Below are 23,986 nucleotides of genomic sequence, written 5' to 3'. Positions count from 1 at the left end.
ATGCCATTTCCGCGCCGCCAGACCAACGCTGGGTGCAATGCCGGCGACACGCGGATCCGCGCCCACGCGCTCCCCCACGGTGGCACGCGCGCCGCCGTCGCCGCGGTGGTCGTCCTGCTGTGCGCCTTGCAGGCATGGGCATTGTGGCGCGCGCCGCCCGCCTGGCTGCCCGCCACCATCAAGGTGATGCTGGCGCCGGGGGCGAGCGTGACGCTGGGCCGGAACGAGCTGGCGGCGCCGCAGGCCGACCTCTCCCACGTGCAGCTACGGCGCGACGCCGCCGGCGCCTGGATGCTGGCCAATCTGAGCCCATCGCGCCAACTGGTGCTACAAGAGGCGGAAGGCGAACGGCGCATGGGCAGCACAGGCTTGCAGGGCATGCGCGCGTTCCAAATCGACGGCCAGCGCTTCCCCCTCGAACCGTCAGACGCCGGCAGCGTCGCCTTCGCGGCGGCCGGCCAGCATTGGCGCTATGACGGCGCCACGCTGTACCGGGAAGGCCGGCCGCAGCCTGCTTGTTCCGACGCCCACCCCGGCGCGCGGCTGATGGCGCTGTGGAACCGCTGGGCGCCCGCCATGCTGACGATGGCCCAACCGCTCACGTTCGGCGGCAACGTCCACTGCGGCAACCGCCTCGGCCTGCCCGACGTCACGCCCGGCGCCGCGCGGCTCGCGCGCGACGATGGACGGCTCATGCTCAGCGTCGGCAATCCGGACGGCGAACCGGCCGCCGTGCAGGTGCTGCAAGGCCGCCAGCCGGACGACCTGCGGCGCCAGGAAGCGCCGCTGGCGGCGGTGCGCGCCATCATCGTCGGCCACACCCGCTTCGGCCTCGCCATCGCCGACAACGAACTGACCCTCGCCCCGAGCCGCCGCATCGCCCTGTACAGCATGCCGCAAGCCCGGCTGCCGTCCGCCGTCGAATGGCGCTGGCAACCACGGCTGCTGTGGCATGCGGACGGCGACCGCATCGTGCTCGCAGCGCTGGCCGCCGGCGTGGCCGGACTGTTCCTGCCGCTCGCCATCGGCGTCGCGGCCCGCATCAGCGCCCGCAGCCAACGCCCGACAGCCACGCGCATAGACTGGAACGCGGCTGCCCGGTGGTGGTCCGTCATCTGCCTGCTGATCGGCGGCGCGGCCGCGCTGGCGCTGCAACACGCGGGCCAGCCGCCCAGCGCCGCCTGCTCGCTACTGCTCGCCGGCTGCGCGCTGGCGATGTGGCTCGCGCCGCCGGGCCGCCTGTCGCCGCCGGTCGCCGCCGCCGTGATCCTGCTGGCGGTGGGATTGCTGGCGCAACTGGAACTGGGACTGGGCGCGAATGAATCCTCGTGGCTGCGCTACTACCAGAAAAGCGCCGCCATGCTGGCCGTTGGCACGGCGCTGGGCGCCGCGTGCCGTCTGGCTACCGGTGAGCTGGCGGGCCGCATCCAGCAGCGCAGTGTGGAATGGCTGCTGATGCTGTTCGCCGCCGTGGCGCTGGCGGCGCTGGCGGCCCAGGTGCTGTGGGGCGACGAGACGGGCGTGTTCGACCTGCAGCCGGTCGAACTGGCCAAGCTGGCGCTGACCGCGCTCACGGCCCATTGCCTGGCCCTGCGCTTCGGTTGGCGGCACGGCCCGCACGACTGGCCCGGCCGCGCCAGGCGCTGGCTGCAACTGGCCGCGCCGGCCCTGCTGTTCCTCGCCCTGCTGGGCCTCGCGCTGGTGCAGGTGGACGACTATTCCCCCCTGATCCTGCTGCTGGTGTGGAGCACGTCCATGGCGCTGGCCTATGCCGCCGCCGCCCGCCACGGCAAGCTGGCGACGGCCCTGCTGCTGCTGGTGCTGGCGGCCGTCGCCGCCATCGCCTGGCTGCGGCTGGCCGGCACCGATGACCTGATCCGGTGGGGCTTTTACGCCGACCGCTTCCTGGTCTGGCTCAATCCGGTCGAGCATCCGCACACGGGCCAGCAACTGCTGCTGGGCGCGCACGCCATCGCCGATGGTGGCTGGTGGGGCGCCGACCACATGTTCGGCCTGCGCACGCTGGGCCAGCCGCTGGGCGCCGTGCTGCGCATTCCCGCCGTGCAGGACGACTTCGCGCCGGCGTTCTTCCTGAACCGCCATGGCCTGGCGGCGGCCCTGCTGCTGTGGGCCGTGCAGGCCGCGTTCGTGACCGGCATCGTCATGACGGCGGCCCGCCGGCTGGCCGCTGGCGCGGCGGCCCGCCACCACCGCGCCGCGTGGGCCGGACGCTTCGCCTATTTCGCCCTGTGCGGCGGCGCCGCGTTCGCGCTCGGGCATTTCCTGCTGTCGTGGGGGACCAACCTGGCCATCTTCCCCATCATGGGCCAGCCCATGAGTTTCCTGTCCGCCGGCGGCAGCCACCTGCTGTTTTTCCTGTGCCCCCTGCTAACGCTGGTTGCGGTCAGCGCATCATCATCCGAGGAGAATCCATCATGCCGATCTATGTTCAACACCAAGTCCTGGGCCGGGTAGCGGACGTTTTCAACGCCGAGGCGATCTGGCAGGCGCCGGGCCTGGCGCTGTTCGCGCGCCGTCCGCTGTTGCGCGACCTGCTCGAACGCTGCCCGCGCGAACACCGGGGTCGCGCCGCCACCCGCTGCTTCTCGCACGTGACGCTGATGCTGCCGCAGGAGGAGGTCGATGACGACTACCACCTCACGCGCGGCGCCCGCGCGCGCGACCTGGCCCAGACGCTGACGGCCCTGCACCAGAAGGACTTCGGCGACCTGCTGGGCGCCGACCAGGTGCGCTACGACGTGGTGGGCGCGGACGCGGTCGCACCCGGCCAGATCGAGGTCAAGTTCGGCCACGCCGTCTACCTGCCCGCGCCGGGCGAGAAAATCCTGTTCAACGTCAGCGTCTCGCGCGACAGCGCCGTGTGGCATCCCGTGTGTCCCGTCTATCCCGACCAGCGGCTGGTGCTGATCGGCGCCGACGCCGGCGGCGCAACCTGCGCCGCCCCCGGCTGGCCGTTCGGCCCGGACGGCGCCATCCTCATCATCAACGACGGCCCCGACGCCCCGCCCACCGTCCAGATGCGGCCCAAGGACGCCTTCGATTGCCGCTTCGACCCGCGCAGCGGCTACTACACCATCAAGTCGGCCACGGGCGGCATCGACGGCGGCGCGGGCGGCCCGCGCCTGCTGCTGAAGATCACGCGGGTCGGCCCCAACCCGACCGCCATGGCCGCGCCGCCCATCTCCGCCCCGCCATCGGCATCGCGCAACAGCATCAAACCCGCCGTCTGGCAAAGCCGCGCGGCCGCCCATTGCGCGCCGCCGGCACCACCTGCGCCGTCCGCGCCCGCCGCCGCCGATCTGACGGCGCTGCCGGCCAGCCACAAGCACCTGTCGCGCCCGGCCGAGAGCGAAGCCACCTATGCGCCCACCGCCCAGCAGCGCGTCAGCCTGGTGGCGCTGGCCCTGCCGCGACTGAGCCGCTACCGCGACACCGGTGCCAGCGTGCTGGAACTACCGTTCGACGCCGCGCTGGCCATTTCGCACGACGCGGCGGCCATCACCTTCGGCGTCACGGCCGCCGACGAACTGTATGCGCGCACGGCGGCCGGCCGCCAGCGCATCGCCGCCCCGGCCACCTTCAATCCCGTCGACGGCCGCAGCATGGCGCTGCTGGCCGTGGCGCCCGAGATGGCCGAACGCTATTGCGCGCTGCTGTCGCTGGCCCAGCCGCTGACGGCGCCCGTGGCCGGCGGCGCGCGCTTCACGTTCGGCCGCAGCAGCCCCGTGCTGGCGGCGCTGCGCGTGCTCGACTCGCCCCGGTTCCTGCGGCGCGACGCCGGCGCCGATGGCGCCAGTGCCGAGCGACTCGGCCTGTCGCGCACGGCGTTCAGCTTTGAGGCGACGGCGCAGGGCTACCGGATCGGCCGCCTGGCGGCCACGCAGGCCCTGTTCCACCTGGACGACAAGCTGGCCTTCGTCGCCACCATCGGTGAGGCGAGCGCCGAGGCGCCCTACCTGCTGCCCACCGGCCACCACCTGGCCGTCGGCCACTACGTGCTGCGCTTCGACGCATGATCAAAGGGGGATGGCATGGACATGGCTAAACTCTACGGCGCGGCAGCGTTCCTGGCCGGGCTGGTGCTGACGCTGTTCCTGGCGTCCGCGCTCACGCCGCGCCAATGGTGGCGCCGTCCCAATGCGCGCGCGCTGCTGATCCTCGTCGCCGGCAGCTGGGGCCTGGGCAGCCTGATCCTCGCGCTGGCGCCCGCGCCGCGCACGTGGGCGCAGGCGACCGGGCGGTCCGGCATCGCCACCACGCCGGCCACCGCGCCGACAATCGCCGGTATGAACACCTCGCCTCCCGGTCCACATGACGCGCCGCGCCCCGACACCGCCGGCCAGCCGTTCCAGACGCACCGCGCCTTGCACCTGCGGGCCGCCGCCGGCGTGAACGCACCGCTGCTGGCCACCGTGCCGCCCGGCGCCACCGTCACGCCCACGGGCGCGCGCGACGGCGACTGGTGGCAGGTGCGCGCCGTCATGGCCGAAGGCAGCAACGTCGGCTGGGTCAGCAGCCTGTGGCTGCGCCGGGGCGGCGAATGAGGTGCATGCGCGGCGCCAGCGCCCCACAGCGCCCTTCCAGCGATCCCATGACCTGCCTGGCCGACAGTCTCGATTTTGGCCCCGGCTTGACGGTGGCCGCCCGCAGCGCCGCCAGCGCGAGCCGGCTCGTGGTGCCCGAGAACCAGGACAATGTGCTGCTGATCGACGCCACCGGCCACGCCGTCCGCCTGCAAGGACAGGCGCCGCTGCGCACGCGCGTCGAGGGCTGGCCCGCCGGCCACGTACGGCTGGCCGTGCTCGATGGCATGGGCGGCCACGGCAACGGCAGGCAGGCGGCGGAAGCCGTGGCCACCGCCCTGCTCGACGTGCCGGCCTGCCGCACGCTCCACGAACTGTCATCCCGCCTCGACGCGCTGCACGCCACGCTGCAAGCGCGCTTCCGCCAGCCCGGCGATGCCGACACCTTCCGCCGTCCAGGCACCACGCTCACCTTGCTGGAGATCGCCCCCGGCCAGGCGCCGCTGCTGTACCACGTGGGCGATTCGCGCCTGTACGAAGTGACGGCCGACATGGCCGTGCCGCTCACCATCGACCACGTGCCGGCCACCGGCTACGCCATGCACGGCCTGCTCGGCGCGCACGAATGGTGGCAGCAAGTGCACACCGAGCACCGCACGCAGATCGCGCAAGCCTTCATCCTCGGCAACGCCTTCGCCAACCCGCAAGTGCTGGACGACGGCCTGCATGCGCTGGACCAGGCGACGCTGCCGCCCTTCCTCCATCCGCTGGCCGACCGCCGCGCGCTGACGCTGCGGCCCGGCGCCCTGTACCTGCTGGCCACGGACGGCCTGTGGGCCTGCGGCCAGCCGCAGCCATGGCTGGCGCGCTGGCCGCGTCTGCTGGCGCAGCACACGGTCCGCGTCGACGACGCGCTGGCCACCCTGTTCGACGCCTGGACGACCAGCCCGCCCCCGAAGTTACATATCGACAACATGACGGCCATCGCCATCCGCTTCACGGAAAACAATCTTGACCAGACGGCACTGCCACATTCCATTCTGACCACATTTTGCTGAACAGCGTTGTTACAAAAACAGCAAACCGGCGCAATCGGGCCACAAATCCTGTGCAACCCCGGTTCCTCGATTGCCAAGGGCCGGCAAAAGCGCATAAACTCATGGTTATCCCGTCGGTTTGAATGCCATGAAAAAATGCAGTAACCCGCAGCATCCGCACTGCACGTACTGGGTCATGCCTGGCGAAGACGTGTGCGCGGGCGGCCACGGCCAGCCCGCAGCGCAACCTTCCAGCTACGACCTGCTCAGTGCCGTGCGCCATGCCCGCGCCGAAGTCCCGGCGACGGCGCAGGCGGCTGCACAGGCATCCCACCATCCCGACACCGGCGCGCCGGCCGCCGCCGACCTGGCCCCCGCCTACGCCCGCACGCTGGTGCGCGCCCAGGCCGAACGTCCCCAGCTCCACATCAGCGGTTTCGACCCGCGCGCCGCCGGCGGCCGCCAGACCCTGAAAATGGAATTGCGCGGCATGCCGCAAGGCTGCGCGCCCCAGCTGGCGCTGCAACTGCAATCGGACCTGATTCCGCACGGCGCCGCGCGCCAGCAGATGGTGCGCTCGACCAACGGCGACTGGCGCCCGGTGTTCGTGGAATTCTCCTCGCGCGGCATGGAACATGGCCAGTACCAGATCAGCATCGAAGTGCTCAGCCAGCACCCGGAACTGGCCGCGCGCAAATGGGTGTGCACCTTCGTCATCCTCGTGCCCCGCCCCGACGCCACGCTGACGGAAATCCACCGCATCTTCCTGTCCACCCACAAGAACGTGCGCGTGATGGCGGAGGACGCGTCGATCGCGCGCGTGAGCGCGCAAGGCGGCGACCGGCTCGACATCGACGTCACCGCCCGCAACGCCGGCATCGCGCACCTGGACCTGGGCGCGCCGCAAGGCAAGGTGGACCTGGGCTTTTCCACCATCGCGTGGGATGAGGACCTGATCGAGATCGACATGCCGGCCGCGTCGGCGCTGCATCCGCACCCGAGCCGGGCGGCCTGCCTGGTGAACGCGGCGCCGGAAGCGGGCGCGCAGCGCCAGATCCGCCTGTTCGCGCTCGACGAATGCGTGTTCGGCCGCTTCGAACTGGTCGACCCCGAGGCCGACGCCCTGCTCACCCATTACACCGGCGATGGCCAGGAAACCAATGGCCTCACGCGCCGCCTGTCCGGGCGCCATGCCGTGATCCGCCGCGCCGGCCACGGCTTCGAGATCGAGGACGTGTCGCGCTACGGCGTGCTGCTGGACGGCGCCTGGCCCGGCAAGCACAAGCCGACGGCGCTGCGGCTCGGCATGCGCATCGAACTGAGCGCCAGCATCAGGGGCATCGTGGTGCTGACCGTGTCGGCCATCCTGCCGCACGCCGTGATCCTGCACCGCATCGACGAAGGCGCGCGCGCCGAGTGCTTCTACCTGGTGGCGCCGGAAACCCACCCCGGCTACCCGATGCCGGCCTACGCCAGCACGCCGCTGGCGTCCGGCCTGCCGCTGCTGCTGCACCACGACGGCGGCTTCTGGCACCTGGACCAGTTAAGCGGCAAGGAAACGGCGCTGGCGCCCACCACCTCGCTCGACAAGCTGACCCGCATCGCGCGCCACAACCGCTTCGCCAGCGACCCCTATCCCGAACACTGGATCATCCGCACCGGCGCGACAGGCCTGCACAGCACCATCGCCGCGCACGACTTGTCGACCGCCTGATTCACGACCTGGACCAGGGCCTGAGTCCTTCCCGACCGCACGGAAAAACATAACACATCTGTTTCAATAACAACAGAAGTGTTCTACAATGGCGTCATGGATTGACCATTCGGGCTGTTCATGAAATACAGCGAGTTCCGGCGGTGGCTAGAGCGGCAGGGGGCGCAGTTTACTCCGGGCCGTGGCAGTCACAACAAGGTAACTTTGAACGGTCAACGCGCCACCTTTCCGGACCACGGGACCAAAGAAATCAACAAAAGGCTGGTGGAAAAGATCAAGAAAGACCTTGGACTGAAATGAAGCAAACTCCGCAGCGGACTTTCCCGGACTCGCTAATGTGATCCCCCCTCGTACCTTGAAAGGACGAACCTTGTTGAATTACCCGATTAACATCACCCCGGACGGGGATACCCACCTGGTGGACTTTGTGGACTTCCCCGACGTGCATTCGGTGGGCGACACCGTGGAGGAAGCGTTGCGCGAAGCTGTCGACGGCCTGCTGACTGGCGTGGAGATGTATATGGATGACCGCCGCGCCGTGCCGCTGCCGTCCGCTGTGGCTGCTGGTCAGCACACCGTCAACCTGCCCGCGCTGGAAACGGCCAAGGTGCTGCTCTGGAACGAAATGCTGGCCAAGAAGCTGCGCAAGGCCGATCTGGCCCGCCTGCTGGACGTCCACCAGCCGCAGGTCGACCGCCTGTTCGACCTGCGCCACTCGTCCAAGGTGGACCAGGTGGAGCAGGCCGCCGCCGCCCTGGGCCGCCGCTTGAATGTGGAGCTGGTGTGAACGTGACGGTTGCAGGCAGGCGCGCCAGCGCTCTGTAGACGGACAAACGCGCCGCGTCAGCGCGCCGCGCGCGCGGCCGCGCCCGCCAAGGCGGGACGGCGCGTGGTCAGCGCGGCCTTGCCAGCACCCCCACGTGCCGGGGCGGACGTGGCGGCGGGCGCGGATGCGGTTGCTGGCGTCGCCACCGGCGCCGTGCTGGTCGCCGCATCCGAACGGTAGCCGATCCGGAACCCGCCCCAATGCCGGCCCCGCACCATGATGGGCGCCGACAGGTCGTGCATCACTTCCCCGGTGTCGCGCTTGTAGGTCTGCAGCAGGAAGGGCTGGGTGTGCGAGCCGCAACGGACGCCGATGCGGTCGTCGAAGATGCGCTTGGTGCGGTTGTGCACCAGGTCGTAGTCCATATCGCCGGTCAGCGGCTGGCTGAACTTGCGGTTATGGGTGGGGAAATAGCCATGGTCGTCCACGGCGCCGGCGTAGGCCAGCTGCGGCAGGCGCTCCAGCACCGCTTCCTGGATCGCCGGCAGCACACTGTCCGTGTAGGCGTCGAAGGCGGTGCGGTACTTGGGCGGATTGGTCCCGGCGATGGGCGTGTAGCGCCGGTCGAACAGCGCTTGCTCGCTGATGACGCCGCACTTGAGTCCCTGCTCGAACAGTTCCCCCACTTCGCGCGCGGCCTGCTGGGCGGCGGCGCGGATGGCGTCATGCGCGCCGGCCGCGTCGGCGCCCGCGCCCGCGTGGAACAGGGCTTCGGCCCGCTCGCTCAGCATCATGGCCGACTGCGAGGCGAGCGGCAATTCGGCCTGCGTGTTGAGCATGCCGTCGCGGATCGCCTCGATGGCGCCGCCGATGGCGCGCGTGCTGTCCACATGGCCGCGCGAGGACAGCGCGATGCCCTGCACCTCGCCTTCCGCCGTGGCCGAGGCCTGGTCGATGGTCTGGAAGAAGGCGTGCACCTGTTCGACCTTGCCGCTGGCCGCCACCACCTTGCCGCTCAAGGCCTCCATGCCGCTGGCCGCGCGCTCGGCCTGCTCGCTGATGGCGCGCACCAGCTGGCCGATCTCGTTGCTCGATTCGCTGGTGCGCTGCGCCAGTTGTCGCACCTCGCCGGCCACCACTGCGAATCCACGCCCATGCTCGCCGGCGCGGGCCGCCTCGATGGCCGCGTTCAGGGCCAGCAGGTTGGTGCGCTGGGCGATCTGGTTGATGGTGTCGGTGATGGTGTGGATGGTGCGCGACTTCTCCTGCAAGGCCCGCATCAGCGCGACGGCCGCATGGGCGTCATCGCGCGCCTGGCCGATCTGCTCCAGGCTCCGGTCGGCCTCGCTGCGGCCGGCCAGGCTGGCCTGCCGCACCTGGGCCGCCACGGCCGACGCGCGCTCGGCGTTGGCCGCGATCTGTTCCGTGTTGTCGGTGGAGCGGGCCGCGTGGCGCACGATCTCCTGCACGGCCTGCAGGTCGTGCTCGACCTGCTTGCGGATGGTGTCGATGAAGTGCGAGGTCTCGGCCGCGCCTATCATCATCTGGTCGATCATGGAGCCGCTGCTGGCCAGCAGTTCTCCGGGCGAGCCCGCGCCGCGCCCGCGCAGCAAGGCCCCCAGCCAGATGCCGCCGGCGGCCGACAGCGCCGCCGCCAGCCGCGCCGGCCACGCCGCCCCGGCCAGCGCGCTGATCCCCAGCGCCAGGGCGGCGAACAGGGCCGCCGTCGTCAAAACCATCAACCGCCGCCGCGGAACGGATTGCGCAATCATCGTCGTCTCCCACTATCTCGTTATGGTGTCGCGCCCGGCCCGGGCGCGCCTCACGCCGCCGCCAGCCGGTCCATACCCAGCTTGCGATAGATCGTGTTGCGCGAAATGCCCAGGGCGCGCGCGGCGGCGGACGTGTTGCCGCCGTGCGCTGCCAGCGTGCGCTGGATCATTTGTAATTCCATCTGGTCCAGACCGTGCGCCGGTGCACTGTCGTTGTAAGCAGCTTCCGTGCCCGCGATGTCCGCCCCCAGGTCATCCATGAAATCGTCGGCCAGGTGCTCGAGCCGGATCTCCTCGCCGGGCCCCGCCATCACGGCGGCGGTGCGCAGCACGCTGCGCAACTGGCGCAGGTTGCCGGGCCAGCGATGGCGCTCCAGCAGGCGCGCCACGGCCGGCGCCACCGTGCAGCCGCCGCCCTCGTCGGCCAGCACGCGCGCCAGCAGGGCCGGCAGGTCGCTGCGTTCGCGCAGGGCCGGCAGCTTCACCACCAGCCCGTTGATGCGGTAGTAGAGATCCTCGCGGAAGGTGCGCGCTTCGATCTGTTCGCGCAGGTTGCAGTGGGTGGCGCACACGAGGGCGATATCGACCGGGATCGATTTGGCGCTGCCCAACGGCGTCACCTGGCGCTCCTGCAGCACCCGCAGCAGGCGCGCCTGCAACGGCAGCGGCATGTCGCCGATCTCGTCGAGGAACAGCGTACCGCCATTGGCCTGGGCGATCTTGCCGGGGCTGCCCTTGCGGCGGGCGCCCGTGAACGCGCCCTCCTCGTAGCCGAACAGCTCCGATTCGATCAGCGATTCCGGGATGGAGGCGCAATTGATGGCCACGAACGGCTGCCGCGCGCGCGGCGAATCGCGATGGATGGCCTGCGCCAGCCATTCCTTGCCGCTGCCCGTCTCGCCCGTGATGAGGACGGCGATGTCGGTGGCGGCCACCTTGCGCAGCTTGGCGATCACCTGCGCCATGCGGGCGTCGCCCGTGTCCAGTCGGCCCAGCGCCGTCGCGGCCACCGGGAGCGGCGGGTCGGGCAGCCGACCCAGGCCGGCCCGCACGCGCCGCGCCCGGGAGAGGTCGGCGCCATCGGTGCCGGCGCCGGCACTGGCGCCGGGATCGGCGTCGGGCCGGTCCATCGTGTCACAGCTGTCCCAAAATTGCACACGGCAGTGCACGGTGCCGCCATGACGTAGTTGCAAGCTGGCCTGGCCGGCCGCCGCGGCCCCGCAACGTTCAAGCAGTTCGGCCAGCGTGCAGCCGAACAGCGAGGGGAAGGTGTGGGAGGCCAGCGCCGCGCGGGGCAAGCCCAGTTGCGCCAGGCCGGCGGCGTTGACCATGACCACGCGGCCGTCCGCGCTGCAGCTGGCCAGGCCGTCCTGCAACGTGCCAAGGCACGCGCCGCGGGTGTGGAAATGCAGCGTCAAACCTTGCGGGGCGGCCGCCAGGAACATCTGGCGTTCTATCATGTTGGCCGACATGCGCGCCAGCGCCAGCATGCACGGTTGGTCGCTGGCGCAGTCGCCGAGGATGGCCAGCGCGCCGCACAACTGGCCGTCGGCGTCCAGGATGGGTGCCGCCGCGCCGCCGGACGCGTCGTGCTGGCACTGCGGCGCGCAGGGGCCGGCGCACAGGGCGGGCAGGCAGGCCGGCTGCTGGCCGCTCTGGAGGATGGCCATGACGTCGGCCATGCGATCCGCGCCGGTCCCGGCGTCGCCCCGGGCATGGAGCGGCTTGCCCAGCGGATCGACGACGAGGATGGTCATGTCCTTGCCGCCGATCTGTTGTTGTAGCAGGTCTAAAACGGGTAATGCATGGATCCACAGCAGACTGGAAGAATTCATCGCGCTCTCGTGCTGCAACCTGCAAGAGCGCATTCGCTGGGCGCACTACCGGGTGACAGAGTTAGTTGGGGAAAACTGATTCTGACACACACTGTACCCGGATCGGACAACGCCAAACTTTGATCTAGATCAATGCGTCTCCCAAGGTGCACCATCACAACAAACTGTCCAAGACAGCCCCGCCAAGCAGGCAGCTCAGGCGGGCATCCGGGCCGGCAACGGTATCCATTCCGTCTCGCCGGGGACGGGATCGAAGCGCCGGGCCATCCAGTCGTCGGCCGCCTGCGCGATGCGCTCCTTGCGCGAGGACACGAAGTTCCACGACATGAAGCGCCGCCCTTCCAGCGGTTCGCCGCCGATCACGACGAAGCGCGCGTCCGAGCCGGCCAGCACGCGCTGGGCGGCGGCCGTGTCGAGCAAGGCCATCGTGTGCAGCGCCAGCGGCACGCCGTCCACTTCCAGCGCGCCGCTGATCGGATAGATGGCCGCTTCCGGCGGCAGACCGGCCAGGCCCAGTTGCTGGCCCGCCTGCAAGGTCACGTCCAGGTACAAGGTCTGGCTGTAGGTGCGCACCGGGGAGGTTTTGCCGAACGCGCTGCCGATCAAGACCCGCACGCGCGCGCCCTGCACTTCCAGTTCGGGAATCTCGTCGGCGGCCGTGTGGCAGAAACTGGGCTCGTCCTCCTCGTGCGCCAGCGGCAGCGCGGCCCACAGTTGCAGGCCGTGCGTGCGGTGCGGACGGTCCACCAGATCCTTTGGGGTGCGCTCGGAGTGGACGATGCCGCGTCCGGCCGTCATCCAGTTGATCGCGCCCGGCTCGATGCGCTGCACGGAACCGATGCTGTCGCGGTGGTCCATCGCGCCTTCGAACAGATAGGTCACCGTGGCGAGCCCGATGTGCGGGTGGGGCCGCACGTCGTGGTTGGCGCCGGGCGCCACGTCCATCGGGCCGAAGTGATCGAAGAAGATGAACGGTCCGACGGCCTGCTTGACGGCGGCCGGCAGGAAGCGCCGCACGATCAGGCCGCCGCCCAGGTCCTTCTCGTGGCCTTTTAACACAGTGGCGATCGTCATGGGCCGTTCCCCTATCCCAGCACCGTCGTCACTTCCGTCGTCACCGACGTCATCAGCTTGTGGACCGGGCATTTCTGGGCCACGGCCAGCAGGTCGGCGCGCTGCTCGTCCGTCAGGTCGCCCGTCAGGTGCAGCGTGGTGGTCAGGCGATAGGTGCCCTTGCGTTCATCGCTCGCGTCGCGCTCGCAGCTCACCTCCACCTGCTCGACGGGGATGCCCTTGCGTTTCGCGTACCAGACCACGGTGAGGGCCTTGCAGGAACTGATGGCGGCGTCGTACAGGTCGTGCGGCGACGGGCCCGCGTCGTTGCCGCCTTCCTCCAGCGTGCCATCGGTGGAAATCAGGTGGTTGCGGACATGGACGATGTGGCGCATCGGCAGCGACTGGTCGCGAATTACTTTGAGTGTCATGGCGTTCCTTGGTGAGCAATGATTCAGAACCGACAATTTACACCGTTTGGACGATTCGCGCCCGCCGCAGAGACAGAAAACGGGCCGGCGACGCCGGCCAGTCCGCAGCGCCTTACAGGCCGTCGACCAGCATCATGTCCATATGCGAGCCGCCCTGACGCAGCTGTTGCAGCGGCAGGTGTTGCGGGTCCGCGTGCCAGGATTGCGCATGTTCCTTGCTGGGGAACTCGATCATCACGGTCACGCCGTGATGCAGCACCTCGCCTTCGAGCCGGCCGGCCGGCGCGCGCGCCAGCAGTTTGCCGCCATGCTTCTGGATCAGGGCCGGCATCTTGCCGCCATATTCCTGCTGCCAGTCGGTGTTATGTACAGTCAAAGCGCCAATCACGTATGCAGCCATGGGATTCTCCTCGGGTCGGTTAGGGTCGCGGCCAGCGCGCCAGCGATGGTGCCGGTGCGCTCGTCGTGGTTGAATTATCAATCCGAACCAAATCGGCAGAAATAGCACTACAATTTCGATACTCGAAACTATTTGTTCTGGATATGAGCGACAAACTGCGCAGCATGCAGGTGTTCGTGGTGGCGGCGACGGCCGACAGCCTGGCGGCGGCCAGCCGGCAACTGGGCATGTCGGCCGTCATGGTCGGCAAGCACGTGCGCGCGCTCGAACAGCAGTTGGGCGCGCGCCTGCTGGAGCGCACCACCCGCACCCTGACCTTGACCGAGATCGGCGCCAGCTACCTGGAACGGTGCCGCGACGTGCTGGCCAGCGTGGAGGCGGCCGACCAGGTGGCCGAAACGCTGCGCGCCGTGCCGCAGGGGAGCTTGCGCATCACGGCGCCGGTGGCGTATGGCGCGCAGCGGCTGGCCCCCGTCATCAGCGCCTACACGGCCGCCTTTCCGCTGGTGCGGATCGAGCTGCTGCTGAACGACCGCGTGGTGGACATGGCGGAGGAAGGCATCGACATCGCGATCCGCTCGGGGAAACTGGCCGACACCGGCCTGATCGCGCGGCCCCTGGCGCGCAGCCGCATGCTGGCCGCCGCCAGTCCGGACTATCTGGCGCGCCACGGCGTGCCGCGCCAGCCCGCCGATCTGGAACAGCACAACTGCCTGGCCTTCGACACCTGGGGTCCCGACCATCGCTGGCGCTTCAGCCAGGGCGACACGACGGTGGCCGTGCACGCGCGCGGCAATTTCGTCAGCAACCACGGCCACGCCTTGCTGGCGGCCGGGCTGGCGGGCATGGGGGTCGTCATGCAGAACGACGCACTGCTGGCCGCCCATCTGGGCTCGGGCGCGCTGGTGCAATTGCTGCCGGACTGGGAACTGCCATCGCGCGCCGTCCACATCGTGCGCCGGCCGGAGCCGCGCCCCAGCGCCAAGGTGCGCAGCTTCGTCGATTTCGCGCTGGCGCGGTTGACCTGATCCTGCGCTGGCGCGCCGCGCCTGCGACGGCGCGCAAAAAACGGCGCCTGGCACACCCGCCGGCTGCCCAGCAGTGCCATGCAAAATAAAAAAGCCCCTGAAACTCGGGGGCTTTGCGTTTCGAATTGCCGGGAGTGGCCTTACCCGGCGGGATCGAAAATCATCCCCACTCGATTTTCAATTGGTGCGATAAGGAATTGATTTTATTCACCTTGTTCCAGAACGCCGAAACCCATAGCATCAGAAACACCATCAACTCGATCAAGCGGAAGCGTGCCGAAAACGGAACCGGTATTGATGATGCGGCCGGTTCTGGGCTCGCATATGCGCTAACACGGCGCGCGTCATGCGCATCAATCCGAAGACGTTCTTATCGAACAAAGCTTGTGCTTGGTTAAGAGAACTCTCTTCTGCCCCTGCCCGGATCATGCAACGTCTGTTGTGGCACAGCTCAAGCTACCGATCCGGAATTGCCCGCAGCCCAGCGAATCGGCACCCTTGCCGACGCCGCGGGTGCGCAGTCGCCGGCGTTGTCAAGGCGGTCGATGTGTTCCGCAGAGAGCTCAACTGTCAATGCGCCGAGGTTATCACTCAGTTGACTCAGTGTGCGCGGTCCGATGATCGGCACCGCGCCATGCGTTCCGGCCCAGCTGATGGCGACCTGGCTGGCGCTGACGCCTAGCTCGGCGGCAATGGACAGCACCGTGTCCAAAATCTGCGTGCGCTGTGCCGAATTCTCGAACTGGAAAACGCGTCCACCAAAACCTTCGGCCCGGCCTTTTTCTCCTTGCCGATACTTGCCGGTCAGCATGCCTCCACCCAGCGGGGACCATGTGACGATGCCAAGACCCAGCGCGTGCGCAGCCGGGAACAGATCGGCCTCCGGTTCACGGCGAACCAGGCTGTGCTCGAACTGCGCCGCCGCGATGGGCACCGCGTGAGTCAGTTCAGCCATGGTAACCGCGCGGGCCAGACGCCAGGCGGCGAAATTCGACAATCCCGCATAAAGAATTTTGCCCGCACGCGCCAGATCCTCGAATCCGCGGACGATCTCCTCGACGGGTGTGACACCATCCGGGTGATGCGCCCAGTAAATGTCTATCCGGTCGGTCTTGAGCCGCTTCAGGCTGGCTTCAACGGAAGCGACCAGCGCCTTGCGACTATTGCCGGTCACCAGCCGGTTGGCATTGGGCGCGGCACCGTTGCTGAACTTGGTGGCCAACACAAAATCCTCGCGTCTTCCTTGCAGTAGCGTTCCGAGCAACTCCTCCGATTGACCGAACTGATAAACATCCGCCGTGTCGATGAAGTTGCCACCGGCCTCGGCATAGGCGTCAAAGACCGCCTTCGCGGCATCCGGATCCGCCCCATAGCCCCAACCAGTGCCAAAATTGCCCGTGCCCAATGCGACCTGCGACACCCGCAGGCCGGTCTTGCCAAACGTCGTATATTTCATCTGCCACTCCAGTATTTTTGAGATACATCACACTTAACTACGACGGACGTCGTTGCACGATGAGATTGCCCACCGACACCTGGACCGCCTCGCCCCGCTGGTTGAACGTATAGGTGCGCATCTTAATCACCCCCTGTCCCGGCCGGGACTTCGACGGGCGCACTTCCAGCACCTCGCTTTCTACGCGCAACGCATCACCCGGGCGCACCGGACATGGCCAGCGCAGCTCATCGAAACCCGCGCCAACAATGCCTCCCGCAGGCTGGAATTGACTGTCGACGAGCAAGCGCATCGTCACCGCAGCGGTGTGCCAGCCGCTGGCGGCCAGCCCCCGGAAAATCGATACGCTTGCCGCTCCTTCATTGACATGAAAGGGTTGAGGATCGAACTCCGCCGCAAATGCCTTGGCACGCTCGGACTCAATACAGATACGCGTGCCGCCGATGAAACGCTGCCCTGGTGTGAAATCTTCAAGATAGAGAATTGTCATGATCAAACCTTTATGCAAAGTAATGTGCCTGGCGTCGCCACCACTGGCACCCGGTGATGTCCCCCCCAACAGAAATTCCGACATCTACAACTACCTTAATCATGATACAAAATATGATGACAATAATATTTTTATCGTCATCAAGTCTTCAAAGTACGCCAATTTTCCGGCCTTCTTGCTTGCATTCAAGCAATAGCCGGGAAGCGCAAAGCCCATTCCGCCGACGCCCGCGAATCCCAGATCGTTGGCCGCAGCTTCGCCGCCACCATTCAGGCTCACCGCTGGCGCCGCATTCCCGGACTTTCAGGGGCAGAGCCTATGGCGAATTTCCAGCCGCCACATTTTTGGGAAAGTCGCATTGACTTTATGATGAGCCGCAAATATGATGACCATCATAACACGATCAAACACAACTTGCACGGTGCTCGAAAGGACAAAAGGGTTGCGACATGCCCTACAGCCTATCGGTCCACCGCACCACAGCCACGCAACGGACAAGAACATGACTGACACGCACAGCACCACGCCCACGCGCCACGTGAACATCGCCGGCGCCCGGTTTGCCTACCGCCGCTGGGGCAATACCGCGTCCCCGCTGCCACCGATACTCCTGCTGCAGCATTTTCGCGGCGGCATGGATCATTGGGATCCTTTGCTCACCGACGGTCTCGCCGAAGGGCGTGAAGTGATCCTATTCAACGGCCGGGGCGTCGCCTCGTCCACAGGTACGCCCCGCACGCGCATTGAGGACATGGCGGATGACGCCGCCGCCTTCGTGCGCGCGCTCGGCTTGCAGCAGATCGACCTGCTCGGCTTTTCGCTGGGCGGCTTCCAGGCGCTGGACCTGACTTGGCGTCATCCGCAGCTGGTGCGCAAGCTCATGCTGCTTGGCACGGGGCCGCGGGGCGGCGACCCCGAGATGGAGACGAAGGTGCTGACCACGGCTGTGAACGAGGTGCCCACGTTCGAGGACTTCCAGTACTTGTTCTTCGGCCGCTCAGCGCAAGCGCGGCAGGCCGCGCGCGATTTCTGGCAGCGTCGACACCTGCGCGTTGACCAGGACCCGCCCTCCTCGCAGCAGGTCGCCATGGCGCAGATCGAAGCGAATCTGCACTACCTGCCGCGCCTGTCGGAAGACGACCCGTTCGCCTACCTGCGCACGATTCACCAACCCACCTTCATCCTCAACGGGGTGCATGACGTCATGGTGCCCACCGTCAATTCCTTCTACATGGCGCGCAACATGCCGAACGCTCAGCTCTTCATCTATCCGGATGCCGGCCACGGCGCCCAATTCCAGTGGCCGCAACGCTTCCTCTGCCACGCCGTGTACTTCCTGGCCGAGTGAAGGCGGCACCATCCTTTTCAACTTTTCAGCAACCAAAGATACCACCATGCTAAAGTTCAAATTCCTGCTGTGGATTTTCAACCAACTCTTGCACCGGCAAATCAAGAACAATCCTGAATGCGCGCGCTATGTCCAAGGGAAAACACTCGTGTTCCAGATCCGCACCGCCGCCGGTGTCGGTCGCTACTATGAGATCCGCGATGGCGGCATCCGCTCCTTTGGCGGACTGGCCACGCACCCCCAGTTCACCTTCACGTTTGTAGACGCGGCGACAGGCTTCGCCATCCTCTCAGCCAAGGATAGCCAGTCGGCATTTATCCGCGGCGTGGGCAGCAAGGAGCTGATTGTCAGCGGCGACTTTCGGGAGGTGATGTGGTTCCAAGGTCTGAGCGCCTTTCTGCAGCCCCCCAAGGTGGTCACACCATATGACCGCACGGCATTCTGAGCACGCCATTTAGCCATCCGCACGCCACTCCAAGCGTCATTGACCGCAGTTCGTTGGCAGATTAAGGAATACCCAAGCTCTTCCGTCTCAAGCACCATCAGGGCTTAGATGCTTCAGCGCAGCTTCACTGAGCGCGGCGGACAGCTTGGGATCGTCGAGAACGCGCGCCAGTCGCAGCACGCCAGCCAGTGCGGATGACGTCGAGGCGGTACGCGCACGCGCAACCGGCTGCTCCCAATCGGGTGGCTGACGAACGAGCAAGGCTATCAGCGCTTTGATTCGGCGGCGCACGGCGCCGCCGTGTTCAAGCGACACCAGATTAATGGATCGGACGCGAACGCCAGCCGCGGCGAGAACCGCGTGACTCGTCAACGTATTCGCATCGTGGCCATCGTGCGTCAGACCGACGTCCCGCATGATGTCTGCAACCGCGGCGACGATGCGTTTATCCTCCATTTGCTGACGACTGGAATGAACTCGTTTCATGATAGCGTACTAGTGCTTTCTGGACATATTGCCGTATTTCAAACCACCTGGTTGCCGACCAACCTATCCTGAATGGACAAGGGCGCCGTGGCCGGCGCCCTTTGAACCTTACTGAACCGTGAGGATCACTTTAACGGTGTCGTCGACCTGGGCCTTTTCGATGTAGCCGATGGCGTTGACATCCGCCGCGACCGCCTTCTTCACGTCGGCACTGGACGCGAGCTCCCTTGGCGCGATGGCCTTGCCGGTAAACACCAGCTTGGACCAGATCGTCTTCACCTGCGATGCATCCTTGTCCAGCACTTTCCTGTAGAACTCGCCGCGCAACGGTCCGTCGGTGTGCTCGATCGGCGTAAACATGGCGGATTTCCCAAGGAAGAACTGGCCCGCCTGCTCGCTGAACATCCGGGTGGCCGGGTTCTTGGGATTGACGATGACCACGATCTCGGTGGCGAAGACCGGCACTGTGGCCAGCCCAATTACTGTTGCCAATAGCAACTTTCCAATCGGCGTATTCATGCGCTCTCCTTAGAAGACGAAGTCAATGGCCGCCGCATATACGGTGACGGGGCCACTGAATCCAGGTTTGGTATTGAGGAAGTAGCCCACCCCGTCACGCGGCTTGACGCGGTCCACCTGCAGCTTGAAGGCAGCCGACTTGTAGAAATCCCAGCGCACCCCGACCGAATCGGTCGACTGCAACGGTGACTTGACCGCACCGTTGACTACCGCGCTCAGTGGCGCCAACGGGCCGTTGGTGGGCAACGCCGCGACCGCGCGCGGGCTATCCTGCTTCACATTGCCATGGACGTAGAACGGCACCCACTTCCCCCATCGATAGCCCAGCATGACGTACCAGGCGCTGGTGTCCGGCGCGAGCGCCGTGTCGACCTTGCGCCTGCCATACTCCGCCTGGGCCAGAACATCGTGATAGTCCATCGTGAAACCGGCCGAGGCGAATGTGCCGCGGTTATCGATAGGATTGAGCTGGTCCGCCACCGCGCCGAACCCCACCTGCCTGAGCGCGTCCAGCATGGTGGTGATGTCGGCGCTATGCAGGCTGATCCGCGCGCGCGAATAGGCGACCCGGTAGGTGAACGGACCTTGTTCCAGTTGCAGTTGAGCGGCCATGACGTTGGCGTTGGCGGTGGCCGGCCCGGCCGTCGTGTTCTTGGCCGAGCCATAAGCGAATTGCGCGGTGGCCGTGGTTTCACCAAAACTGTGTTGATACAGCAGGTCGCCGCCGTCGGCATAATCGAGCGGCACCTGGCGGTACATCTCGGTCGGCGGACGCAGCATGGTGCTGGCGTAGCCGATGTTGACCGAGTCGGACAACATGTAGATCGGCATGCCGATACGGCCCAGGCGCGCGGAGAAATCGTCATTGATCTTATATTTCACGAAAGCCCAGTTCAAATCCGCGCCGTACTGATCCCGCTCGCCCGATTTGCGCGCCAGTCCTTGCGCGGTGAATGACCAGGCGTCGCTGAATCTGGCGTTGGCCTGGATGCCGAAGTTCGAGTCCACGCCGGTACGGGCATCCTTGCCGGCCCCGGCGGCCTGGTCGACACGGCTGAATTCACCGCCATCGGTACTCGTCCTGGTCAAGGCGGCGGTGCCGAATCCGCTGACCGTGACTTGCGGCGCGTCTTGCGCCTGGGCGCGGCAGGCAAAGGCGGCCATGACTGCCATGGTCGATAATCGAAGTGCTTTTCTTTTCACTATGGTCTCTCTGGTGGTAAAAAATCTCTGTATATGACGATCATCATATTTTAAAGCTAAGCCTGACGATCAGGCGAACCGATGTGCTCACCCCACGCTAAACAGGCATCTTGAGCACAACCTTGCCTTTTGCGCGGCCCGTGTCGACATAATCGAGCGCCGCCAAGGTCGATGCGAATGGAAAGACCCGGTCCACCACGGGACGGATGGCGCCGGCATCGATCAGCTCGGCGATGCGGCGTAACTGGCCGCCATCGGCGCGCATGAACAAGAACGCGTAGCTGATTTGATGGCGCCTGGACAGCGCCCGTATGCGATAGCTAAGCATGCCCATGGCCGCCCTGACGAACCACGGCGCGCCGCTGGCCGTGGCGAAGGCCGGATCGGGCGGACCGGAGATCGAGATCAGCCTGCCGCCCGGCTTTAGCACGCGCACCGATTTCATCAGCGTGTCGCCCCCTTGCGTATCGAGCACGACGTCGTAATCGTGCAGCACGGTCGCGAAATCCGTTTGTTTGTAATCGATGACGACGTCCGCGCCCAGCCCCTTGACCAGATCGCTGTTGGCGGCGCTGGCGGTGGTGGCGACGTACGCGCCCAAATGCTTCGCCAGCTGGATGGCGAAGGTGCCGACACCGCCGGAGCCGGCGTGGATCAACACCTTCTGCCCCTGCTGCAAGTCCGCCTTCTCGACCAGGGCCTGCCATCCCGTCAGGCCCACCAGCGGTATCGATGCGGCTTGTTCCATCGTGAGCGTGCGGGGTTTGAGCGCCAGCGCATCCTCGTGCACCGCCATCAATTCGGCGAACGTGCCGATGCGCTCCTGCCTGGGCCGTGCGTACACCTCATCGCCAACCTTGAACTGCCGTACGCGTGCGCCGACCCGCTGCACCACGCCCGCCATATCGTTGCCGAGGATCAGCGGCAAGCGATAAGGCAACACCAGCTTCAACGCGCCACTGCGTATCTTCAGGTCCAACGGATTGATGCTGGCGGCGTGGATACGGACCAGCACGTCCTCGGCCCCCGGTTCCGGCTCCGGCATCTCGCCGGCGTGCACCACATCGCCGCGGCCATAGCGGCCCATGACAAATGCCTTCATGTTTGCTCTCCCCTGTCTAGCGCGCGGATTCGGATGTGCTTGTTTGCTGCGCAGTGCGGCTTAGTGTACGCTCAGGGACGTGGGCCATCGCGTACTCGGCCAGCGCGGTGATCGTCAGCGCCGGATTGACGCCCGGGTTGGCCGGCATCGCCGCGCCGTCGCAGACCAGCATGTTCTGGTAACCGAACACCCGAAACTGCCGGTCGATCACACCGCTCGCCGCGTCGGCGCCGACCACCGCGCCCCCCAGCACGTGGGCCGTGGTGGGAATGTCGGCCAGCGCCTCCAGCACATTGCTCTGGGCGATGCCGCCGGTGCGGCGCGCCAGCCACTGGGCGGCCTGGTTCGCCACCTCGATGTAGGTCGGGTTGGGCTTGGCGCGGTCCTGCTCGGTGACCAGCCGGTAGCCGCGCCCCAACCAGCGCTTGCGGGGACGCAGCGCGATCGCGTTGTCCAGGGACTGCATCACCAGCAGCGTCACCATGTGCCGGCTCCAGCCCACCGGCCAGACCGTCTTCAGCCACTGCAACGGATGGCGCGCGATCGCGGCCAGCCACTTCAACGGCCGGGTCAAGCGGCTGCCATCGCCGACCAGCACGGTGTACATCAGGCCCATGGCATCGGCCCGGCGTCCATAGGTGAGGAACTCGATGTGGGTATTCTGATCCACATGCACGCTGCTGCTTGCCGTGACGTCGTTCCAGGTCTTCAGATCCTGCGGCAACCGCACATTCAGCACCGACTCGCTGTTGGTGCGCACCAGCTCGCCGAGACGATCGCTGATGCGTGGCAGCGCGCCGCCCTGCTTGCAATTGGCCAGCAATTCGTTGGTGCCCAGCGCCCCGGCCGCGAACACGACGCCGCGCGCGGTGTGGGTGCGGCGCGCGCGGGCGAACCAGGCGCCGGGGCGCTCGGTGGTGACCAGATAGCCGTCACTGCCGTCGGCCGCGCCCAGCGGGCGGATATCGACCACCTCGCGCTCCGCCAGAATCTGCACGCCCCGCTTCTCCGCGAACCACAGGTAGTTCTTCACCAGCGAATTGGCGGCGCCGACACGGCAACCGACCATGCATGCGCCGCAGCGCGTGCAGCCGGTGCGGTCGGGCCCTTCGCCGCCGAAGTACGGGTCCTTGACCGTCTTGCCCGGCTCCCCGAAGAACACGGCGGTGGGGGAGCGCGCGAAGCCGTCGGGATGACCGAAATGCCGCGCCATTTCCCGCGCCAGTTGCTGATTAGTCGAGTCGAAAGGAATGGTCGTGGCGCCCAGCATGCGCTCGGCGGTGTCGTAGTGACCCGCCAACACCCGCTCCCAGTCGCCCAGCCGGCGCCATTGCGGATTGACGAAAAACTCCGGACGGGCCCGGTAGAGCACCCCGCCGTAGACCGTGCTGCCACCGCCCACGCCGGATTGGCTGGGGAAGAAGACGTGACGGAACACCTTCATGCGCATGACGCCATGCAGCCCGATGGCGGGGGCCCAGAGGAATTTGCGCAACTGCCAGGTCGACTCCGGCAGATCCTGATCGCGGAAACGACGGCCGCGCTCGAACACGCCGACGCGGTAGCCCTTCTCCGCCAGGCGCAGCGCCGACACGCTGCCGCCGAAGCCCGATCCGATGACCAGCCAGTCGAAGTCAAATGGAGGCGTCGTCATGGCTCAGAAGCGGTAGCCGATGGTGGCCCCGAAGATGCGCGGCGCATCCTTCAGGTCGACGTGCCGGCTGATGGTGCCGAAGCCCGGCGTCTGGGTATCCACGGTCGCCGTGGTTTTCAGGTGAAACGAGGAAAACTCGACGTTGATGCACCATTGCTTGTCGAGTGGATACTCCAGCCCCACCCTGGCGTATGCCCCCCACGAACCCTTCAGGTCGATCGAACTGCCGGCGCCTTGCACTGCGGTGTTATAGCCGGGACTGGTCTCCTGCTCGGTGAAGAAGGTATAAGTCACCCCACCGGCCACATAGGGCCGGACGACGGAAAAGCCGGGGATGGTGTAGCGCACCATGGCGGTTGGGAACCAGATGCGCGCCTTCGCCACGGTGCCAACCGGGGCGGCCACGCCGGCGCCCACTGCAGTCAAGGTCGGCGGGATGCCGGCCTGGAGTTGCGCCGCCCAGTTGTCGCCCAGGCGCCGCTCATAGCTGATCGCGAACACATCCAGGTCTTTGGCGTCGATCTTCAAGCCTGGCGGCGTGGTGCCCGGTGGCCCGGTTAGATCGCCCGATTGAAGATTGAAGCGGACTTTGGCGTAGCCGATCCGGACCGCGTTGTTCTCTGGTTCGTCGGCATGGGCGGCACCGCAAATCGCCAGCGCCACCGCTGCGGCGGCGGCGAGGAATCTCTTGTCTTGCATGTTT

The 23,986-nt window shown here is 66.9% G+C and carries 24 protein-coding genes and 1 pseudogene; 10 read left to right on the top strand and 15 right to left on the bottom strand.

Annotation, left to right across the window (positions count from 1 at the left end):
* The 7 genes from AC1RQG_RS22360 to AC1RQG_RS22330 all read left to right on the top strand — a co-directional run bounded on the left by AC1RQG_RS22360 (position 1) and on the right by AC1RQG_RS22330 (position 8,082).
* Positions 1-2,475: an FtsW/RodA/SpoVE family cell cycle protein gene (locus AC1RQG_RS22360; RefSeq protein ID WP_493134673.1), complete on the top strand. Its 2,475-nt coding sequence runs from the start codon at positions 1-3 to the stop codon at positions 2,473-2,475.
* Positions 2,436-4,037 carry a hypothetical protein gene (locus AC1RQG_RS22355; RefSeq protein ID WP_493134671.1) on the top strand — a complete coding sequence of 534 codons (1,602 nt, stop codon included), beginning with the start codon at positions 2,436-2,438 and terminating at the stop codon, positions 4,035-4,037. The genes AC1RQG_RS22360 and AC1RQG_RS22355 overlap by 40 nt, the downstream gene beginning before the upstream one ends.
* A 21-nt stretch (positions 4,038-4,058) precedes the next feature.
* Positions 4,059-4,565 carry an SH3 domain-containing protein gene (locus AC1RQG_RS22350; RefSeq protein WP_493134669.1) on the top strand — a complete coding sequence of 169 codons (507 nt, stop codon included), beginning with the start codon at positions 4,059-4,061 and terminating at the stop codon, positions 4,563-4,565.
* 47 nt (positions 4,566-4,612) lie between these two features.
* Positions 4,613-5,602 (top strand): PP2C family protein-serine/threonine phosphatase, encoded by a 990-nt coding sequence (locus AC1RQG_RS22345; RefSeq protein ID WP_493134667.1) that lies wholly within the window; start codon positions 4,613-4,615, stop codon positions 5,600-5,602.
* A 175-nt stretch (positions 5,603-5,777) separates the two neighbouring features.
* Positions 5,778-7,295, top strand: coding sequence for an FHA domain-containing protein (locus tag AC1RQG_RS22340; protein ID WP_493134665.1), 1,518 nt, complete (start codon positions 5,778-5,780; stop codon positions 7,293-7,295).
* Between the two features lie 120 nt (positions 7,296-7,415).
* Positions 7,416-7,595 (top strand): type II toxin-antitoxin system HicA family toxin, encoded by a 180-nt coding sequence (locus AC1RQG_RS22335; RefSeq protein WP_493134663.1) that lies wholly within the window; start codon positions 7,416-7,418, stop codon positions 7,593-7,595.
* Between the two features lie 73 nt (positions 7,596-7,668).
* Positions 7,669-8,082 (top strand): type II toxin-antitoxin system HicB family antitoxin, encoded by a 414-nt coding sequence (locus AC1RQG_RS22330; protein WP_493134662.1) that lies wholly within the window; start codon positions 7,669-7,671, stop codon positions 8,080-8,082.
* Positions 8,083-8,138: 56 nt separating this feature from the next.
* Here the strand turns inward: AC1RQG_RS22330 and AC1RQG_RS22325 are convergent, their stop codons facing one another.
* The 5 genes from AC1RQG_RS22325 to AC1RQG_RS22305 all read right to left on the bottom strand — a co-directional run bounded on the left by AC1RQG_RS22325 (position 8,139) and on the right by AC1RQG_RS22305 (position 13,552).
* A complete protein-coding gene (locus AC1RQG_RS22325; protein WP_493134660.1) occupies positions 8,139-9,800 on the bottom strand; it encodes a methyl-accepting chemotaxis protein in 1,662 nt (553 codons plus the stop codon).
* 83 nt (positions 9,801-9,883) lie between these two features.
* Positions 9,884-11,668, bottom strand: coding sequence for a sigma-54-dependent Fis family transcriptional regulator (locus AC1RQG_RS22320; RefSeq protein WP_493134658.1), 1,785 nt, complete (start codon positions 11,666-11,668; stop codon positions 9,884-9,886).
* Positions 11,669-11,863: 195 nt separating this feature from the next.
* Positions 11,864-12,742: a pirin family protein gene (locus AC1RQG_RS22315; RefSeq protein WP_493134656.1), complete on the bottom strand. Its 879-nt coding sequence runs from the start codon at positions 12,740-12,742 to the stop codon at positions 11,864-11,866.
* A gap of 11 nt (positions 12,743-12,753) precedes the next feature.
* Complete coding sequence (locus AC1RQG_RS22310) at positions 12,754-13,152, bottom strand: OsmC family protein (RefSeq protein WP_493134654.1); 399 nt, start codon at positions 13,150-13,152, stop codon at positions 12,754-12,756.
* Positions 13,153-13,264: 112 nt separating this feature from the next.
* The gene (locus tag AC1RQG_RS22305) at positions 13,265-13,552 is read right to left on the bottom strand and encodes a DUF1330 domain-containing protein (RefSeq protein ID WP_493134652.1); all 288 of its coding nucleotides are present in this window, start codon (positions 13,550-13,552) and stop codon (positions 13,265-13,267) included.
* 143 nt (positions 13,553-13,695) lie between these two features.
* On the opposite strand from AC1RQG_RS22305, the gene AC1RQG_RS22300 reads away from it, so the two are divergent.
* A complete protein-coding gene (locus tag AC1RQG_RS22300) occupies positions 13,696-14,580 on the top strand; it encodes a LysR substrate-binding domain-containing protein (RefSeq protein WP_493134650.1) in 885 nt (294 codons plus the stop codon).
* Positions 14,581-14,843: 263 nt separating this feature from the next.
* On the opposite strand, the pseudogene AC1RQG_RS22295 reads toward AC1RQG_RS22300, so the two are convergent.
* The 4 genes and pseudogenes from AC1RQG_RS22295 to AC1RQG_RS22280 all read right to left on the bottom strand — a co-directional run.
* Positions 14,844-15,000: pseudogene (locus AC1RQG_RS22295) on the bottom strand (SDR family NAD(P)-dependent oxidoreductase); the annotation flags it as partial.
* A 31-nt stretch (positions 15,001-15,031) separates the two neighbouring features.
* Entirely contained in the window at positions 15,032-16,036 is a 1,005-nt protein-coding gene (locus tag AC1RQG_RS22290) for an aldo/keto reductase (protein WP_493134648.1), read from the bottom strand.
* Positions 16,037-16,073: 37 nt separating this feature from the next.
* Positions 16,074-16,526 carry a MaoC family dehydratase gene (locus tag AC1RQG_RS22285; protein WP_493134711.1) on the bottom strand — a complete coding sequence of 151 codons (453 nt, stop codon included), beginning with the start codon at positions 16,524-16,526 and terminating at the stop codon, positions 16,074-16,076.
* Between the two features lie 99 nt (positions 16,527-16,625).
* Positions 16,626-16,805, bottom strand: a complete 180-nt coding sequence (locus tag AC1RQG_RS22280) for a hypothetical protein (RefSeq protein WP_493134646.1) — start codon at positions 16,803-16,805, stop codon at positions 16,626-16,628.
* Positions 16,806-17,028: 223 nt separating this feature from the next.
* Between AC1RQG_RS22280 and AC1RQG_RS22275 the strand changes: the two genes are divergently transcribed.
* Positions 17,029-17,874, top strand: a complete 846-nt coding sequence (locus AC1RQG_RS22275) for an alpha/beta fold hydrolase (RefSeq protein ID WP_493134644.1) — start codon at positions 17,029-17,031, stop codon at positions 17,872-17,874.
* Positions 17,875-17,920: 46 nt separating this feature from the next.
* The gene (locus AC1RQG_RS22270) at positions 17,921-18,319 is read left to right on the top strand and encodes a helicase (protein ID WP_493134642.1); all 399 of its coding nucleotides are present in this window, start codon (positions 17,921-17,923) and stop codon (positions 18,317-18,319) included.
* Positions 18,320-18,406: 87 nt separating this feature from the next.
* Here AC1RQG_RS22270 and AC1RQG_RS22265 read toward each other — a convergent pair whose 3' ends face one another.
* The 6 genes from AC1RQG_RS22265 to AC1RQG_RS22240 form a co-directional block, all read right to left on the bottom strand.
* Complete coding sequence (locus AC1RQG_RS22265; protein ID WP_493134640.1) at positions 18,407-18,805, bottom strand: hypothetical protein; 399 nt, start codon at positions 18,803-18,805, stop codon at positions 18,407-18,409.
* Positions 18,806-18,913: 108 nt separating this feature from the next.
* The gene (locus AC1RQG_RS22260; RefSeq protein WP_493134637.1) at positions 18,914-19,324 is read right to left on the bottom strand and encodes a type 2 periplasmic-binding domain-containing protein; all 411 of its coding nucleotides are present in this window, start codon (positions 19,322-19,324) and stop codon (positions 18,914-18,916) included.
* Between the two features lie 9 nt (positions 19,325-19,333).
* Entirely contained in the window at positions 19,334-20,497 is a 1,164-nt protein-coding gene (locus AC1RQG_RS22255) for a porin family protein (protein WP_493134635.1), read from the bottom strand.
* 127 nt (positions 20,498-20,624) lie between these two features.
* Complete coding sequence (locus AC1RQG_RS22250; protein ID WP_493134633.1) at positions 20,625-21,629, bottom strand: NADP-dependent oxidoreductase; 1,005 nt, start codon at positions 21,627-21,629, stop codon at positions 20,625-20,627.
* 16 nt (positions 21,630-21,645) lie between these two features.
* Positions 21,646-23,283 carry a GMC oxidoreductase gene (locus AC1RQG_RS22245; RefSeq protein WP_493134631.1) on the bottom strand — a complete coding sequence of 546 codons (1,638 nt, stop codon included), beginning with the start codon at positions 23,281-23,283 and terminating at the stop codon, positions 21,646-21,648.
* 3 nt (positions 23,284-23,286) lie between these two features.
* The gene (locus tag AC1RQG_RS22240; protein ID WP_493134629.1) at positions 23,287-23,982 is read right to left on the bottom strand and encodes an OmpW/AlkL family protein; all 696 of its coding nucleotides are present in this window, start codon (positions 23,980-23,982) and stop codon (positions 23,287-23,289) included.
* Positions 23,983-23,986: the final 4 nt, after the last annotated feature.

It is taken from the genome of Rugamonas sp. GW822-FHT03B10, from assembly GCF_058801745.1.
This window is presented reverse-complemented; position numbering and strand designations above follow the sequence as displayed.